Source organism: Streptosporangium sp. OZ121 (assembly GCF_051918885.1).
Taxonomy (GTDB): domain Bacteria; phylum Actinomycetota; class Actinomycetes; order Streptosporangiales; family Streptosporangiaceae; genus Streptosporangium.
Genome location: NZ_JBPXMC010000036.1, coordinates 1 through 15,362, shown reverse-complemented (window position 1 = coordinate 15,362; position 15,362 = coordinate 1). Strand labels below are relative to the sequence as shown.

General features: G+C 71.2%; 15 protein-coding genes. 4 read left to right on the top strand and 11 right to left on the bottom strand.

Features of this window, described 5'->3' with window-relative positions; all coding sequences use genetic code 11:
• Positions 1-144: 144 nt before the first annotated feature.
• Both ACTOQ1_RS37825 and ACTOQ1_RS37820 read right to left on the bottom strand, forming a co-directional pair.
• The gene (locus tag ACTOQ1_RS37825) at positions 145-345 is read right to left on the bottom strand and encodes a ferredoxin (protein ID WP_440072972.1); all 201 of its coding nucleotides are present in this window, start codon (positions 343-345) and stop codon (positions 145-147) included.
• Between the two features lie 56 nt (positions 346-401).
• Positions 402-1,613 (bottom strand): cytochrome P450, encoded by a 1,212-nt coding sequence (locus tag ACTOQ1_RS37820; RefSeq protein WP_440072888.1) that lies wholly within the window; start codon positions 1,611-1,613, stop codon positions 402-404.
• Between the two features lie 173 nt (positions 1,614-1,786).
• Between ACTOQ1_RS37820 and ACTOQ1_RS37815 the strand changes: the two genes are divergently transcribed.
• Positions 1,787-2,425: a TetR/AcrR family transcriptional regulator gene (locus ACTOQ1_RS37815; protein ID WP_440072887.1), complete on the top strand. Its 639-nt coding sequence runs from the start codon at positions 1,787-1,789 to the stop codon at positions 2,423-2,425.
• Positions 2,426-2,458: 33 nt separating this feature from the next.
• Here ACTOQ1_RS37815 and pcaG read toward each other — a convergent pair whose 3' ends face one another.
• The 5 genes from pcaG to ACTOQ1_RS37790 form a co-directional block, all read right to left on the bottom strand.
• Positions 2,459-2,983 (bottom strand): protocatechuate 3,4-dioxygenase subunit alpha, encoded by a 525-nt coding sequence (gene pcaG / locus ACTOQ1_RS37810; RefSeq protein WP_440072886.1) that lies wholly within the window; start codon positions 2,981-2,983, stop codon positions 2,459-2,461.
• Positions 2,980-3,741: a protocatechuate 3,4-dioxygenase subunit beta gene (pcaH, locus tag ACTOQ1_RS37805; protein WP_440072884.1), complete on the bottom strand. Its 762-nt coding sequence runs from the start codon at positions 3,739-3,741 to the stop codon at positions 2,980-2,982. The genes pcaG and pcaH overlap by 4 nt, the downstream gene beginning before the upstream one ends.
• A gap of 101 nt (positions 3,742-3,842) precedes the next feature.
• Positions 3,843-4,472, bottom strand: a complete 630-nt coding sequence (locus tag ACTOQ1_RS37800) for a CoA transferase subunit B (protein WP_440072882.1) — start codon at positions 4,470-4,472, stop codon at positions 3,843-3,845.
• Complete coding sequence (locus ACTOQ1_RS37795; protein WP_440072880.1) at positions 4,469-5,248, bottom strand: CoA transferase subunit A; 780 nt, start codon at positions 5,246-5,248, stop codon at positions 4,469-4,471. The genes ACTOQ1_RS37800 and ACTOQ1_RS37795 overlap by 4 nt, the downstream gene beginning before the upstream one ends.
• 194 nt (positions 5,249-5,442) lie before the next feature.
• A complete protein-coding gene (locus tag ACTOQ1_RS37790) occupies positions 5,443-6,207 on the bottom strand; it encodes a class I SAM-dependent methyltransferase (protein WP_440072878.1) in 765 nt (254 codons plus the stop codon).
• Between the two features lie 133 nt (positions 6,208-6,340).
• On the opposite strand from ACTOQ1_RS37790, the gene ACTOQ1_RS37785 reads away from it, so the two are divergent.
• Positions 6,341-6,940: a TetR/AcrR family transcriptional regulator gene (locus tag ACTOQ1_RS37785; RefSeq protein ID WP_440072877.1), complete on the top strand. Its 600-nt coding sequence runs from the start codon at positions 6,341-6,343 to the stop codon at positions 6,938-6,940.
• 192 nt (positions 6,941-7,132) lie between these two features.
• Here the strand turns inward: ACTOQ1_RS37785 and yjfF are convergent, their stop codons facing one another.
• The 4 genes from yjfF to ACTOQ1_RS37765 are packed head-to-tail and all read right to left on the bottom strand — an operon-like array spanning position 7,133 to position 11,779.
• Entirely contained in the window at positions 7,133-8,125 is a 993-nt protein-coding gene (gene yjfF / locus ACTOQ1_RS37780) for a galactofuranose ABC transporter, permease protein YjfF (protein WP_440072876.1), read from the bottom strand.
• Positions 8,122-9,240 (bottom strand): ABC transporter permease, encoded by a 1,119-nt coding sequence (locus ACTOQ1_RS37775; protein WP_440072874.1) that lies wholly within the window; start codon positions 9,238-9,240, stop codon positions 8,122-8,124. Before ACTOQ1_RS37775 ends, yjfF begins: the two co-directional genes overlap by 4 nt.
• Complete coding sequence (locus tag ACTOQ1_RS37770) at positions 9,237-10,748, bottom strand: sugar ABC transporter ATP-binding protein (protein ID WP_440072873.1); 1,512 nt, start codon at positions 10,746-10,748, stop codon at positions 9,237-9,239. Before ACTOQ1_RS37770 ends, ACTOQ1_RS37775 begins: the two co-directional genes overlap by 4 nt.
• Before the next feature lie 35 nt (positions 10,749-10,783).
• Positions 10,784-11,779 (bottom strand): ABC transporter substrate-binding protein, encoded by a 996-nt coding sequence (locus tag ACTOQ1_RS37765; protein WP_440072872.1) that lies wholly within the window; start codon positions 11,777-11,779, stop codon positions 10,784-10,786.
• Between the two features lie 682 nt (positions 11,780-12,461).
• On the opposite strand from ACTOQ1_RS37765, the gene ACTOQ1_RS37760 reads away from it, so the two are divergent.
• A complete protein-coding gene (locus ACTOQ1_RS37760) occupies positions 12,462-13,997 on the top strand; it encodes a S1 family peptidase (RefSeq protein WP_440072871.1) in 1,536 nt (511 codons plus the stop codon).
• 279 nt (positions 13,998-14,276) lie between these two features.
• Positions 14,277-15,191 (top strand): RNA polymerase sigma-70 factor, encoded by a 915-nt coding sequence (locus ACTOQ1_RS37755; RefSeq protein WP_440072869.1) that lies wholly within the window; start codon positions 14,277-14,279, stop codon positions 15,189-15,191.
• Positions 15,192-15,362: the final 171 nt, after the last annotated feature.

Here is a 15,362-nt window from a genome sequence, read left to right as displayed (position 1 = left end):
TGGCCGTGAGAGGACGACGTGGACGCCGCCCGGCGGGAGATGACACGGCCGTCGGCGGTGGAGCGCGTCGCCGGTGTCGCCGTCCCGCCGCTCGTGCGGGGACGCTCCTACGGCGAGGGCGTCACGCGCGAGGTGCGGTGCCGCTCAGATCTCCTCGCTCAGCGCGATCGCGGCGGCGGGGCAGACGGCGGCGGCCTCGCGGACCAGGGCGTGCCGGTCCGCGCCGGGCTCGGGGTCGAGCAGGACGACGATGCCGTCGTCCTCGCGCTGGTCGAACACCTCCGGCGCGATCAGCACGCACTGGCCGGCGCCGCAGCATTTGTCCTCGTCCACGGTGACCTTCATGGTGACCTTCATATGGGGTTCCTCTCTACCGGCCGGCCGGGTGGGACGGTGCCCGGTCACCAGCGGACCGGCACCGTGCGCAGGCCGCCGACGGCCAGCCCCTCCACGCGTTCCAGCTCCTCCACCGGGACGGCCAGCTCCAGGGACGGAAGCCTGCGCAGCAGCACCTCGAGCACGACCTGCAGCTCGGTGCGCGCCAGTGACTGGCCCAGGCAGGAGTGGGCGCCCGCGCCGAAGGCCAGGTGCGGGTTCGGGCTGCGGCTCAGGTCCATCTCGGCGGCGGCCTCGAAGACGCTCTCGTCCCGGTTGGCCGCGGCCATGCTGCACACCACGGTGGTGCCGCGGGGCAGGGCCGTACCGCCCACCTCGGTCTCCACGGGCAGGTAGCGCGGCAGGCCGAAGCCGGAGTTGGCGTCGAGCCGCAGCGTCTCCTCCACCGCCGTGCGCACCAGCGACGGGTCGGCGAGCAGCCGCTCCCACCGTCCGCGGTCGGCCAGCAGCATGGAGACCATCTTGCCGATCATGTTGGCGGTGGTCTCGTGCCCGGCGACCAGCAGTCCCATGCCGGTGACCAGGATCTGGATGTCGGACAGCCCGCCGTCCTCGGGGCCGCCGGCCGCGATCAGCTCGCTCAGCAGGTCCTCGCCCGGCTCGGCGCGCTTGGCGGCGACGTGCTCGGACATGTACTGGAAGAACTCCACCTGGGCGGCCTCGGTCTCGGCCCTGGTGTAGCGGGTGAGGTTGAGCAGGGTGTCGGACCAGTACGAGAACCGGTCCCGGTCGGCGGCCGGCACGCCAAGCATGTCGCAGATGACGTACACCGGCAGCGGGAAGCCCAGGCCCGCCCTGAGGTCACCGGGGGCGCCGCGCTTGACCATGTCGTCGATGAGCTCCTCGGCGATCCGTGCCATCGAGGGCCGCAGGGCGGCCATCCGCTTGGCGGTGAACCACTTGCCGACCAGTCGCCGCCAGTGCTGGTGCTCCTCGCCCCCGTCGGGGATGATCTGCGCCATCTCGCTGCTGAAGACCCCGCCGCCCTCCGCCGACAGCCGTGCCGCGTCGGGGGCGGTGAGCTGGCGGGTGAAGCGCGGGTCGGCGAGCACCTGCCTGACGTCGGCGTAGCGGGTCAGCAGCGTCGCCCGGTCGCCGCTGGGCAGCTCCACGTGCGCCACCGGGCACGTGCCGCGCAGCTCGGCCCATTCCGCGGGCGGCTCCAGCGCCTTGTCGTTGGGGATCGGGTAGCGCAGGACCTGCTCGTCGGCACTCATGCGTCATCTCCTTGCGAACGGATGGATCGGCGGGCGCGCACGCGGAGGGGACGCGGCGGCCCGGCCCGCGTGTGCCCGCATGCGACGAGGTCCTTTCGGTCGTCCCGCACCATCACGCTACCCTACATGTGTCGGGAAACCTACATGTGTAGTTTGCCGGTAAAGTGAAGGATGTGGCCACGACCAAGAGCAGCGACACTCCCTCCGGCGACCGGCGCGTGCGCCGCACGCACACGGCCCTGGCACGCGCGCTGATCCAGCTCGTCGAGGAGCGGGACCTCTCCCGGATCACCGTCGCCGACGTCGCCGAACGCGCCGGGGTGAGCCGCTCGACCTTCTACGACCACTACCGCGACGTCCACGAGCTCGCCGAGGCCGCCTGCACCGCGATGATCGACGAGCTGATCGGTTCCCTGCCCGCCCCCGGCCCGGAGACGGCGGACCCGGCGCCGGAGGCGACCCAGTCGCTGGAGGCGTTCTTCGCCAGCCTCGCCGAGCACGCCGGGCTCTACCGCACCCTGCTGGGGCCGCAGGGCAGCGCGCGCGTCGTCGACCACATCCGCCGCCGCATCGCCGCGGCCGTCTACGGCCGCCTCCACCAGATCACCGCCGGCGATCTGGTTGGATACTCCGGCCCTCCGTCGGACATCCCGCACGACGTCCCGGCCGCGTTCACCGCCGGGGCGCTCATCGGCGTGGCCGCCGACTGGCTCCAGCGCGGATGCCCGCGGCCCCCCGCCGAGATGGCCGCCCTGACCTGGCCGCTCTTCAGCGCGCTCTACCACCGCGTCGACACCGGCATGCCCACCTGAGGCCGGCCGCTTCCACGGGGTGGCCGCCCGGGATCAGCCGAAGTCGAAGAAGATCGTCTCCTTCTCGCCCTGAAGGTGGATGTCGAAGCGGTAGCGGTCCTCCCCCTCCCGCGCGGCCAGCAGCGTGTGCGCGCGCTCGGGCGGCAGCGAGTCGAGGAAGGCGTCGTGGGCGAGGTAGACGCGGGTGTAGAGATGGTGCAACAGGCCGCGGGCGAACACGCACACGCTGATGTAGCCGTTGCCGGGCACGAGCGTGCGCAGCGTCCAGCGGCCGTCGGCGCCGGTGGGCACCCGGCCGAAGCCGGTGAAGTCGACGCCGTGCCTGCCGATGACCGCGCCGGTCACCGGGTCGCGGCGCAGCGTGCCGGGCGCGCCGGCGAGGTCGCCGGACGGGGCGGCCTGCCAGAACTCCAGCAGCGCGTCCGGCACCGGGACGCCCGCGCCGTCGTAGACGTACCCGTGCACGGTGATCCCGCCGGTCGCGATGTCACCGCCGCCGGGGAACGGGAGCGCGTAGCCGTAGAAGGGGCCGACGGTCTGCGAGGGGGTGGGGTTCATCGGCCCTCCTCCGTCCAGGTGGCGGCGGGGCCGTCCAGAACGATGTCCCACCGGTAGCCGAGGGACCACTCGGGGACGGACAGGTCGTGCTCGTAGGCGGCGACCAGACGCTGCCGGGCTCGCTCGTCGGTGACGGAGTTGAAGATGGGGTCGTAGGCGAACAGCGGGTCGTTCGGGAAGTACATCTGGGTGACCAGGCGCTGGGTGAAGGCGGTGCCGAAGACAGAGAAGTGGATGTGCGCGGGGCGCCAGGCGTTGGTGTGGTTGCGCCACGGGTAGGCGCCGGGCTTGATCGTGGTGAAGGCGTAGCCGCCGTCGTCACCGGTGAGACAGCGGCCGACGCCGGTGAAGTTGGGGTCGAGAGGGGCCGGGTGGTCGTCGCGCTGGTGCGGGTAGCGGCCGGAGGCGTTGGCCTGCCATATCTCCACGAGCTGGCCGCGCACCGGGCGGCCGTCCCTGTCGAGGACGCGGCCGTGCACGGTGATGCGCTCGCCCAGCGGCTCGGCGAGGTGCTGCCTGGTCAGGTCGGCGTCGAGCGCGGTGACGTCGGTGACGCCGAAGACCGGCCCGGCCAGCTCGGCCGCTTCCGGGTCCTTGAGCGCGATCAGCGGTTGTCTCGGGTGGCGGAGCACGGTGCTGCGGTAGGGGCCGTAGTCGCGGGACGGGTGGTGCGTCTCCCGGCCGTCACCGGCGTTCCGGAGGTCGCGGAGCTCGGCGATCTCGCGGTCGATGTCGGCCTGCGTGAGGGGTGTGGACATGAACTCCTACCTTTCGGGAACGACGGCCGGGCCCTGACCGGCGCCGACGCGCGGGAAGGCGAGACCGGAGCGGGCCGTCCCGGCCACGGCGGAGACGCTCCTCACGCCCTCACCTCCGCGTCCGTACGATCGCGCAGCTCCGCCAGGCTCACCCCGGGGGCGGTCTCCACCAGCGCCAGCCCCTCCCCCGTGACGTCGAGGACGCCGAGGTCGGTGATGATCCGGTGGACGCACTCCTTCCCCGTGAGGGGCAGCGAGCACTCCTCGACGATCTTCGGCGAGCCGTCCTTGGCGACGTGATCCATGATCACGATGACCCTGCGGGCGCCGTGGACCAGGTCCATCGCGCCGCCCATGCCCTTGACGAGCCTGCCGGGGACCATCCAGTTGGCCAGGTCGCCACGGGCCGAGACCTGCATCGCGCCCAGCACCGCCGCGTCGATGTGACCACCGCGGATCATGCCGAACGACAGCGAGGAGTCGAAGAACGACGCGCCGGGGAGCACGGTCACGGTCTCCTTGCCCGCGTTGATCAGGTCGGGGTCGACCGCGTCCGGCGCGGGGTAGGGACCGACGCCGAGGATGCCGTTCTCCGAGTGCAGGATCACGTCCGTGCCCGCCGGCAGGAAGGAGGGGATGCGGGTGGGCAGGCCGATGCCGAGGTTGACGTGGTCACCGTCGCGCAGCTCGGCCGCCGCGCGCGCGACCATCTGGTCACGGCTCCAGCTCATGAGGTGGCCCCCCCTCGCTCCTCGGGCACGGAGGTGGTACGCCGCTCGACGGCCTTGTCGGCGGCCTGCTCCGGGGTGAGCGGCACGACGCGCTGGACGAACACCCCGGGCAGGTGGATCTCGTCGGGGTCGAGCTCGGTCAGCTCCTCGACCTCGGCGATCGTGACCCGCCCGGCCATCGCGGCCAGCGGGTTGAAGTTCCTGGCGGCCTTGCCGAACACGAGGTTGCCGTGCCGGTCTCCCCTGGCCGCCCGCACCAGCGCGAAGTCGGTGGTGATGCCGTGCTCCAGCACGTAGGCCCGGCCGTCGAACTCGCGCACCTCCTTGGGCGGCGAGGCGAGCACCACCGAGCCGTCCGGGCCGTGCCGCAACGGCAGCCCGCCGTCGGCGACCGGCGTACCGACCCCGGCCGGGGTGTAGAAGGCGGGGATGCCGCAGCCGCCCGCGCGCAGCCGCTCGGCCAGGCTGCCCTGCGGGGTGAGCTCCACCTCCAGCTCCCCCGTCAGGTACTGCCGGGCGAACTCCTTGTTGTCGCCGATGTAGGAGGCGGTCACCCGGCCGATCCGGCCCGCCTCCAGCAGGACGCCCAGGCCGCCGCCGTCCACGCCGCAGTTGTTCGACACCACGCCGATCCCGCGCACCCCCGTGTCGTACAGGGCCTGGATCAGCACGTTCGGGATGCCGCTCAGGCCGAACCCGCCCACCGCGAACGACGCGCCGTCGCGCACGTCCGCCAGGGCCTCCGCGGCCGTGGCGATCACCTTGTCTCCGCGCACGGCACTCCGTCCGGCCAGTGTTCGCTGTGCGAACTTTGGTTCATTATCGCGCACTTGAGTATGTGTACCGGCGACCGTCCTGTCAAAGCGCCCTCGTCGACGCGGGAGGCACCGGCCCACGTTCCAGGAGGGGTTCCACGAGGGCCGGCTTCCCGGAACGCGGGCCGGCCGCCGTACCGCGCACGCCGGCCGTGTCAGGCCGCGCCGGTGCGCGCGGCGGTGACGACCACCGTGGTGTAGGGCATCGTGAAGCCGCCCCCCATCGCGTCGACGGCGGAGCCGGCGCCCTCCAGCACCTCCGCCAGCCTGTCCCGCGGGAGCCGGGTGAGAGCGCCGGAGGTGGGCAGTTGGTCCAGCCACGCGTCCCGGGTGTAGTGACACTCCCAGTCGAACCGCCACTGCTCCGGGTCGCCGAACCCGCCCGCCTCCCGTATCCCGTCGGCGGCCCTGGCGAACAGCACCTGGTATCCCTCCAGGGCGTTCCCCTTCTCCTGGAAGACGAACGGCGAGTCGGGCACCACCCGCCGGTAGACAGCGGCGAAGGTCTCCGCCACGCCGGGCGGAAGCTGGAACACGTGCCAGAACGCCGCCAGCCGCCCACCGGGCCGCAGCACCCGCGCCGCCTTGGCGGCTCCCGCCACCGGGTCCACCCAGTGCCAGGCCGTCCCCGCGACGACCGCGTCGAACATGCGGCCGGCGGGGTCCCAGGCCTCGAACGTCGCCACCTCGACCTCGACCCCGCCGCGCCGCGCGAAGTCGGCCATCCGCGCGTCGGGCTCGACGCCGAGGACCTCGCAGCCGGCCGCCTGGAACTGCCGGGCCTCTATGCCGGTGCCGCAGCCGACGTCGAGGACGCCGGGCCCGGGGCAGGCGGCGACGATCCGGTCCACCATGGCGTCGGGATAGCGGGGCCGGGTGCGGTCGTAGCGTTCGGCGTCCACGCCGAACGATTCCGCCACCTGCCGGTGTCGATGAAGGTCGTTCCCAGGAAGAGGCGCTCCGGCCGGCGGTATAGTGGGCATGCGCCCACGCTAGTGGGCACATGCCCACTCGTCAACGGGCGGGCTCCTCGACCGGGAAGAGGGATGCACGGTGCCGACGGGGGTGGCCATGCGCGACGCGCGCGAGCAGCTGTTCGACGCCGCCGAGCGCGTCCTGCTCAGAGACGGGCCGAACGCGCTGACCAGCCGGGCGGTCACCACGGAGGCCGACTGCGCCAAGGGGGTCCTGCACCGGCACTTCACCGACTTCGACGCCTTCCTCGCCGAGCTCGTGCTGGACCGCGCCGCCCGGATCGGCCCTCAGGCCGCCGCCCTGTACGACTCCGCCGGGACCGGCACCGTCGCCGGCAACCTCACCGGCGCGCTGACGGAACTGTTCGAGACGGTCGCCGTGGCGATCGTCGGCCTCGTCATCTCCCGGGACGACCTGCGCGCCCGGCTGCGCCGGGCCGGGTCGACCGGCGTCCCGGTCCTGGCGGAGGCAGGGGCCATGCTCGCCTCCTACCTCACCGCCGAGTGCGAGATGGGCCGCATCGCCGTGGACGCCGACACCGACACGCTCGCGTTCACGCTGGTCGGGGCCGGGCACCTGCTGTACGCCGGCGCGGGGGGCACCCCGCCCGAGGCCGGAGCCGTCCATCGGATCGTGACCACGGTCATCGCCGACGTGGTGCAAAGACGGCTGCTGTGAGCCGCCCGCCCGCGCCGGCGACCCGCGGGGAGCGCGGCGCGGCTCACCGCCTCGCGGAGCGACGCCGGACGCGCGGCCGGCCGTCGTGGTCGAGGGCGGACGGGGCCGTTCACGGCGTACCGCGGATAAGGCGGTCACAGCCGTGAGACGTGAGCCGGGGGGACCGGCCGCCGGCCGGCCGGTCCCCCCGGCTCAGGACCGCCGGACGCCGATGAGCCGTTGCAGCAGGATGAAGGCGAACAGCAGCAGGCCAATGAAGATCTTGGTCCACCAGGAGCTGAGGGTCCCCTCGAAGCTGATGATCGTCTGGGTCAGGCCGAGCACGAGGATGCCCAGCACGGTGCCGAAGAGATAGCCCGAGCCGCCGGTGAGCAGCGTGCCGCCGATGACCACCGCCGCGATGGCGTCCAGTTCCATGCCGACGGCGTGCAGGCCGTACCCGGACAGCATGTAGAAGGACAGCAGGATCCCGCCGAGCGCGGAGCACAGCCCGCTGATCGTGTAGACGGCGATCTTCGTCCGCCCCACCGGGAGACCCATGAGCAGCGCGGACTGCTCGCTCCCGCCGACGGCGTAGACCGTGCGTCCCAGCCGCGTGTAGTGCAGCACGTACGCGGCCACCAGCACCACGATCGCGGCGATCACCACGCTCGGCGAGATCCACATCTCGCCGCCCAGGTCGATCCTGGTCTGCGCGAAGGCGGTGAAGATGCCGTCGGTGATCGGGATCGAGTCGGTGCCGATCGTGTAGCACAGCCCGCGGGCCAGGAACATCCCGGCGAGGGTCGCGATGAAGGGCTGGACCTCGAAGTAGTGGATGATCGCCCCCATCCCGAATCCCAGCGTCGCGCCGATGGCCAGCACCAGCACGATCACCACCGGCGCCGGCCAGCCCTGGTTCGTGACGAGGCTGGCCGTGACCATCGTGGACAGCGCCACCACCGCGCCCACCGACAGGTCGATGCCGCCGGCGAGGATCACGAACGTCATGCCGACGCCGACGACGAGCAGGAACGCGTTGTCGACGAAGACGTTGAGGATCACCTGCCCGCTGGCGAACCCCTCGTACCGGATGCCGCCGGCCGCGAACATCGCGATGAGCAGGCCCGCGGTCACCATGACCGGGACGTACCTGCGGGGGATCGCGAGCCGCCCGGCCGGGCCGGCCAGGGTGGTGTCCGTCATCTGTTCCTCACCGTCTCTTCCCGTACCTGCTCGCCGGTGGCCGTGCCCGCGAGGGGGCGGCCGGGACCGCCCTCCGGAGCGGGCGGCGGTGCGGGATCGTCCCGCTCCCACTGGAAGATCCTCCGCCGGAAGGCCGGCGACTGCAGCAGGCAAACGATCGTCACCACGAGCGCCTTGAACAGCAGCGTCGTCTCCGGCGGCACGCCGATCGAGTAGATCGTGGTGGTCAGGGTCTGAATGATCAACGCCCCCAGCACGGTGCCGCCGAGGGAGAACCGGCCGCCCGCCAGCGAGGTGCCGCCGATGACGACGGCCAGGATGGCGTCCAGCTCGATCCACAGGCCGGCGTTGTTGCCGTCCGCGCTGGACACGTTGGAACTGATCATCAGCCCCGCGATGCCCGCGCACAGCCCGCAGAAGGTGTAGGTCACGATCAGCACGCCCCGGGAGCGGATCCCGGACAGCCTGCTGGCCTCGGCGTTGCCGCCGACCGCCTCGATGAACATGCCCAGGGCCAGCCTTCTGGTGAGGAAGGCGGTCAGCGCCGTCAGCGCGATCACGATGAGGATGCCGAACGGCAGCGTGAGCCAGTAGCCGCCGCCGACCAGCTTGTACGGGGCACTGTTGATCGTGATGATCTGCCCGTCGGTGATCAGCTGGGCCAGGCCCCGTCCCGCGACCATGAGGATCAGCGTCGCGATGATCGGCTGGATGCCCACGGCGGCCACCAGGAACCCGTTCCAGGCTCCGAGCGCGAGCGCCACCACCAGCGTGACGCCGATCGCCGACAGCACGCCGGCGACGGAGTTCTGGTCGGCCAGGCCGCTGATCTGCATGCAGGCCAGCGCCCCGCCGATCGCCACCACCGAACCGACCGACAGGTCGATGCCGCCGGTGGCGATGACCAGCGTCATGCCCAGCGCGACCAGGATCAGCGGCGCCCCGAAGCGGAGGATGTCGATGAGGCTGCCGTAGAGGTGCCCGTCCCTCATCTGCACGTGCAGGAAGTTGTCGGTGAACACCACGTTGAGCGCCAGCAGCGCGACCAGGATCACACCGGGCCAGAGCAGCCGGTGCCGGGCCAGGGCGCCGGCGCGGTCTCGCACAGAACTCATGCCGGCGCTCCGCTCGCGATCTTCTGCATCAGGATGTCGGTGGTGAGCGCGTCGTCGTTGTCGAGCTGGGCGACCAGCGCGCGGTCGCGTAGCACCCCGACCCGGTGACTGAGCCGCAGGACCTCCTCCAGCTCGGCGGAGATGAACAGCACGGCCATGCCTCCGTCGGACAGTTCGGCGACCAGCCGCTGGATCTCCGCCTTCGCGCCGACGTCGATCCCCCGGGTGGGCTCGTCGAGGATGAGCAGCCGGGGCTCCATGATCAGCCAGCGGGCCAGCAGCACCTTCTGCTGGTTGCCGCCGCTGAGGGTGCGGACCGGCTGCTCGGGGTCACCCGGCCGGATGTTCAGGGTGGCGATGTACTTGGCGACCAGCTCGTCCTGCTTGCGCCGGGACAGCGGCCTGCTCCAGCCGCGCGAGGCCTGCAGCGCGAGGACGATGTTCTCCCGCACCGTGAGCTCGTCGACGAGTCCTTCCGCCCGCCGGTTCTCCGAGCAGAAGGCGATCTTCCGGTTCATCGCCGCCCGTGGTGTGCGCAGCGCGATCTGCTTGCCGCCGACCTCCAGCGAGCCGCTGTCGGCGTGGTCGGCGCCGAACAGCAGCCGCGCCAGCTCGGTGCGGCCGGAGCCGAGCAGGCCGGCCAGCCCGACGACCTCGCCCTGCCTGATGGTCAGGGTGAAGGGGGCGATGGCGCCCACCCGCCCGAGGTCGCTGGCCTCGACCAGCGGCTCCGTGACCCGGGCGGGCGGCTTCTCGTCGAGTTTCTCCAGGTCGGCCAGCTCCCGCCCGATCATCTTGGCGACCAGGTCGACCTGGGAGAGTTCGCGGGTGAGGTACTCCCCCACGAGCTTCCCGTCGCGCAGGATCGTCATGCGGTCCGACACCTCGTAGATCTGGTCGAGGAAGTGCGAGACGAACAGGATGGCGATGCCCTGCTCCTTCAGCCGGCGCATCACCCGGAACAGCTGGGCCACCTCGCCGGCGTCGAGGCTGGAGGTCGGCTCGTCGAGGATCAGCACCTTGGCGTCGATGTCGATCGCCCTGGCGATCGCGACCATCTGCTGCACGGCCAGCGAGTACGACGCCAGCGGCGCCGACACGTCGACACGCAGGTCCAGGCGGCCCATCAGTTCCTTGGCCCGCCGGCGCATCTCCTTCCACCGGATGCGGCCGAACCTGCGCGGTTCCCGGCCCACGAAGATGTTCTCCGCCACCGAGAGGTTCCCGCACAGGTTGACCTCCTGGTAGACCGTGCTGATACCGGCCTGCTGGGCGGCTGACGGGCTGGAGAAGGCGACCGGCTTCCCGGCCAGCTCGATCTCGCCCTCGTCGACGCCGTACACGCCGGTGAGGACTTTGATCAGCGTCGACTTCCCCGCGCCGTTCTCTCCCATCAGCGCGTGCACCTCGCCCGGCAGCAGCCGGAAGCCGACGTCGTCCAGGGCCTTGACGCCGGGGAATCGTTTACCGATCCCGCTCATCCGTACGATCGGTGCCGGTGCGTCCATGCCGCGCTCCTTTCTTCTTTCCCGGGGTGGGCGGCTCAGTACTGGCGGGTGGGCAGGGCTTCCTTGGCCTGCTCCTGGGTGAAGGTGGTCTCCTCGGTCACCACACGCGCCGGCACCTGCTCACCGGCGACGACCTTCTTGGCCAGGTCCATCAGCTGGGGGCCGAGCAGCGGGCTGCACTCGACGATGTAGCTGATCTTCCCGTCGGCCAGGGCCTGCATCCCGTCCTTCACCGCGTCGATCGTGATGATCTTGATGTCCTTGCCCGGCACCTTGCCCGCGCCCTCGATCGCCTCGATCGCGCCCAGCCCCATGTCATCGTTGTGCGCGTACAGCACATCGATGTCCGGAGTGGACTTCAAGAACGCCTCCATCACCTCCTTGCCCTTGGCCCGGGTGAAGTCACCGGTCTGCGAAGCGGCGATCTTGAACTTCGGATCGGCCGCGATCACCTCCGCGAACCCCGCCTTGCGGTCGTTGGCCGGCGCCGACCCCGTGGTGCCCTGCAGCTCCACGATGTTCACCGGGTCCTTGGAGTCCTTGTACTCCTCCACCAGCCACTGACCGGCCTTCTTGCCCTCCTCCACGAAGTCCGAGCCCAGGAAGGTCTTGTACAGCGTCTTGTCGGCCGAATCCACCGCCCGGTCGGTGAGGATCACCGGGATCTTGGCGTTCTGCGCCTCCTTCAGCACCGTGTCCCAGCCCGACTCCACCACCGGCGAGAACGCGATGACGTCGACCTTCTGCTGGACGAAGGACCGGATCGCCTTGATCTGGTTCTCCTGCTTCTGCTGGGCGTCGGAGAACTTCAGCTCCACGCCCGCCGCCTTCGCCGACTCCTGCACCGACTTGGTGTTGGCCGTACGCCAGCCGCTTTCCGCGCCGACCTGGGAGAAACCCATGGTGATCTTGCCGTCGTCGGCGACCTTGCCACTGTCGGTGCCGGTGGCCGGCGTGCTCGTGCTACCGCAGCCTGTCATCGCCGTGGCGATGACGCCCGCCAGGACGAACGCTGAGACTTTTCGGAACATGGGGGGTGTCCTTTATGTGAGCGTTAACATTTGGGCGGAAAACCGTGAATTGTGCTGGTCGTCCGATTTGACGGCTACCTCTGCCGAGTACCGTTATCCCGCAGGATGAGCAAGGGCGCGCGCGAGATGTTCACCTGGCGCGCCCGCCGCGCGAACCCGCCACGGCAGTGCGCCGGTGCCGCGTCGCCGCGCGGCTCCGCGGTTTCCGGGCGCCTGTCCTCCATGCGCCCGGAGGCTTGTTGAGCATCCAGGTGACCGTCCGGCGCGACACGCTCGCCGACCCGGACGCCTCGGCAGCCACCGGCGGGTGGAGCCCCACACTTGTCTGCACGGCCGCTCCTCATCTTGCGTTGGACAAGACTGTGAACGCTAACAACCATGCCGTCAAGCGATCGCCTTATTACGGTCTAATCACACCGGAAACGTGAAGCCGTGAGCCACCGTGGTCCTCGCGGTCGCCGGCGGCGGCCGGACGGGGGTGTTCGGCGTGGCCACGCCCGCCGGGGCGCGCGGGAGAGGCGGGGCCGGCCGGCGGAAATCCACGCCCGCGTGGCGAGCGGCCTTCGCGCCCGCGATCGGTCCCGGCTGATCTAAGGTGGCACTGTCCTGTCGCATGATCCACTGGTTACACAGGGTGATCTCCCCGCATGCTTCGACGACCGAGGTCAAGGGGAGAAGATCCATGTCTCGCAGACATGCCGCCACCGCCGGATGCGTCCTGATGGTCACCGCACTCGCCCTCGCCGCCGTTCCGGCCGGCGCCGACCACCAGAGAACCACCCCCGCCGGGGCGGCCGTTCCGGTCGCGCCGATCGCCCCGAAGTCCTCGGCCGCGCCGGAACCGCCGCCGGGCATGCTGGAGGCCGTACAACGCGACCTCGGCCTGTCTCCCAAGCAGGCCAGAGCTCGCTTGCTCAACGAGGCCCGCCTGATGCCGGTCGCGGCGCGGCTGCAAAGAACGCTCGGTACCCACTTCGGCGGCGCCTGGCTTCGCCCGAAGACCGCGCACACCCTGATGGTGGCCACCACGGCGATCTCCGACATCCCCACGATCCTCGCCGCGGGGGCCCAGGCCGAGATCGTCGCGAAGTCGCTGGCGGAGCTCTCGGAGATCAAGAGGAAACTGGATGACGCGCTGCCGTCGCAGCCGCTCATGTCGACCGTGCGCTACGTCGACATCAAGCGCAACAAGGTGGTCGTCCTGAGCCCCGAGCCCGCCCAGGTGCGCAACGTCATCCAGAGCACCGGCGTGGACGAGACCACGACGATCGTGCTGCCCTCCGACGAGGCCCCCCTGCCCCTGTACGACCTGGTGGGCGGCACCGCCTACTACATCGACGTCACCAGCCGCTGCTCGATCGGCTTCTCCGTGCTCAAGGGCGGCCAGGAGGGTTTCGTCAGCGCCGGCCACTGCGGCAGGACCGGCGCCACCACCGCCGGCTTCAACCGCGTCACCCAGGGCACCTTCCAGGGATCGGTCTTCCCCGGCAGCGACTACGCCTGGGTCGCGGTCAACGACAACTGGAAGGGTACTTCGGGGGTGGACAACGGCGAGGGCGGCATCGTGCCCGTCGCCGGCGCCATGGCCTCCGTCGAGGGCGCCTCGGTCTGCCGGGCGGGCTCCACCACCGACTGGCACTGCGGCCTCATCCAGCAGCGCGACGCCAGCGTCACCTACCCGCAGGGCATCGTCGCGCAGCTGGTCCGCACCAGCGTCTGCGCCGAACCCGGCGACTCCGGCGGCTCGTTCATCTCCCTCGACCAGGCCCAGGGCGTCACCTCCGGCGGCTCGGGCGACTGCGCCTCGGGCGGCACCACCTACTTCCAGCCGGTCGGCGAGATCCTCACCGCCTACGGCCTGACCCTGCGGACCACCGCGGGTGACCCGCCACCGATCACGGTCACCTGTACCGGCTACCCCAGCACCTACAGCGGCACCCTGGCCGCCGGCCGGTCGGCCTACCAGCCGAGGAACGTCTACTACCGCGCCGGCGTCTCGGGGGTCCACTCCGGCTGCCTGAACGGTCCCGACGGCGCCGACTTCGACCTGTACCTGCAGAAGTGGGACAACAGGAGCGCCTGGCGAACCGTCGCCACCTCCGGCGGCCCCGGCCCGGACGCGCAGATCACCTACACCGGCACGGCCGGCTACTACCGCTACCGGGTGACCGCCACGGCCGGCTCCGGCGCCTACACCATGGCTTTCAGGGCGCCCTGACCCGGCACGCACCTCACCTCCTTCTCCCGCCCACTCGCCGCGAGGTCTCCGGGCGCACGAGGTAACCGAGCGTGACAGCGCGGTGGTCGGAGTCGTCGGCCGCCGCCGGTACGCCGGCGCCGGGAATCCGCGACCGGGACGATCTCCGAGGGGCGAGGTCACGGACCCGGCCCGCACCGGGTACGCGCGCGAGGCAAGCCATGGACGCCCGGCACGGTAAGCCGGCGGGGAGGGCCATCGGCCCGGGGCGTGGTCCCCCGATATGGTGAGAAAGGGGCGATGACCATGGTGGATACCGCGCCGACGAACGAATCGGGTGAATCAGAAGATCTCCAACAGGCCGCGATGATCTTCGCGGACGTGCGGCCGCGCCTGTTCGGGATCGCGTACCGGATGCTGGGCAGCGCCGGCGAGGCCGAGGACCTGGTGCAGGACGTCTGGCTGCGCTGGCAGACCTGCGACCGCCGCGCGGTGGTCAACCCGGTCGCGTTCCTGGCGACGGTGACCACGCGGCTGGCCATCAACGCCGCCCGGTCCGCGCGGGTCCGCCGCGAGACCTACATCGGCCCGTGGCTTCCGGAACCCGTCGACACCAGCGCGGATCCGTATCTCGGCGCCGAGCGGGACGAGGCTCTGGGGTTCGCGGTCCTGCTCCTCCTGGAGAAACTTTCGCCCAGCGAGCGCGCCGCGTACGTGCTGCGGGAGGCGTTCGACTATCCGTACCGGCAGATCGCCGAGATCATCCGGCTCAGCGAGGCGGCGGCCCGCCAGCTGGTCAGCAGGGCTCGCAAACACGTGGTCGCCGAACGTCGCGCGCCGGTGACCGGCGCCGAGCAGCACAGGCTCCTGAGGGCCTTCGTCGCCGCCGCCCGTTCCGGCGACATGGCCACGCTGGAGGAACTCTTCGCGGCGGACGTGATCAGTTACTCCGACGGCGGTGGCGCCGTCCGGGCCTCTCGCATCCCCGTGGTGGGCGCCTTCCGGGTGGCCAAGTACCACAGGGCGTTCGCGAACCGGTTCTGGGCCGGGGTCGAGGTGGAGTGGGCGAGCCTGAACGGGCAGGCGTCCGCCCTGCTGAGCCGCGACGGCGCGGTGTTCGCGGTGGCCACCGTCAACGCCTCTGCCCAGGGCATCGACCAGGTGCTGTGGATGATGAACCCGGCCAAGATCACCGCGGTGTCCGCCGCGGGCTGACCCGCCGCCGGGCGCCGCCGGCCCCGGATCGCGGCCATGGCCGCCCGCCTGAGGGCAGATCGGCGGTGATGCGGGGGACTTTCGCCCCTAACGCCGTCGCGGGGCGGACGGGCAGCCTGGAGGGTATGAAGCTCGACTCGGCAGGTCTGCAGATCCTCTCGCGCCAGGAGT

What these genes read in the sequence shown, in the direction of transcription:
- ACTOQ1_RS37825 (WP_440072972.1), bottom strand. Translation starts at nt 345, where the DNA reads ATGAAGGTCACCGTGGACGAGGACAAATGCTGCGGCGCCGGCCAGTGC.
- ACTOQ1_RS37820 (WP_440072888.1), bottom strand. Translation starts at nt 1,613, where the DNA reads ATGAGTGCCGACGAGCAGGTCCTGCGCTACCCGATCCCCAACGACAAG.
- pcaG (WP_440072886.1), bottom strand. Translation starts at nt 2,983, where the DNA reads ATGAACCCCACCCCCTCGCAGACCGTCGGCCCCTTCTACGGCTACGCG.
- pcaH (WP_440072884.1), bottom strand. Translation starts at nt 3,741, where the DNA reads ATGTCCACACCCCTCACGCAGGCCGACATCGACCGCGAGATCGCCGAG.
- ACTOQ1_RS37800 (WP_440072882.1), bottom strand. Translation starts at nt 4,472, where the DNA reads ATGAGCTGGAGCCGTGACCAGATGGTCGCGCGCGCGGCGGCCGAGCTG.
- yjfF (WP_440072876.1), bottom strand. Translation starts at nt 8,125, where the DNA reads ATGACGGACACCACCCTGGCCGGCCCGGCCGGGCGGCTCGCGATCCCC.
- ACTOQ1_RS37775 (WP_440072874.1), bottom strand. Translation starts at nt 9,240, where the DNA reads ATGAGTTCTGTGCGAGACCGCGCCGGCGCCCTGGCCCGGCACCGGCTG.
- ACTOQ1_RS37770 (WP_440072873.1), bottom strand. Translation starts at nt 10,748, where the DNA reads ATGGACGCACCGGCACCGATCGTACGGATGAGCGGGATCGGTAAACGA.
- ACTOQ1_RS37765 (WP_440072872.1), bottom strand. Translation starts at nt 11,779, where the DNA reads ATGTTCCGAAAAGTCTCAGCGTTCGTCCTGGCGGGCGTCATCGCCACG.
- ACTOQ1_RS37760 (WP_440072871.1), top strand. Translation starts at nt 12,462, where the DNA reads ATGTCTCGCAGACATGCCGCCACCGCCGGATGCGTCCTGATGGTCACC.
- ACTOQ1_RS37755 (WP_440072869.1), top strand. Translation starts at nt 14,277, where the DNA reads ATGACCATGGTGGATACCGCGCCGACGAACGAATCGGGTGAATCAGAA.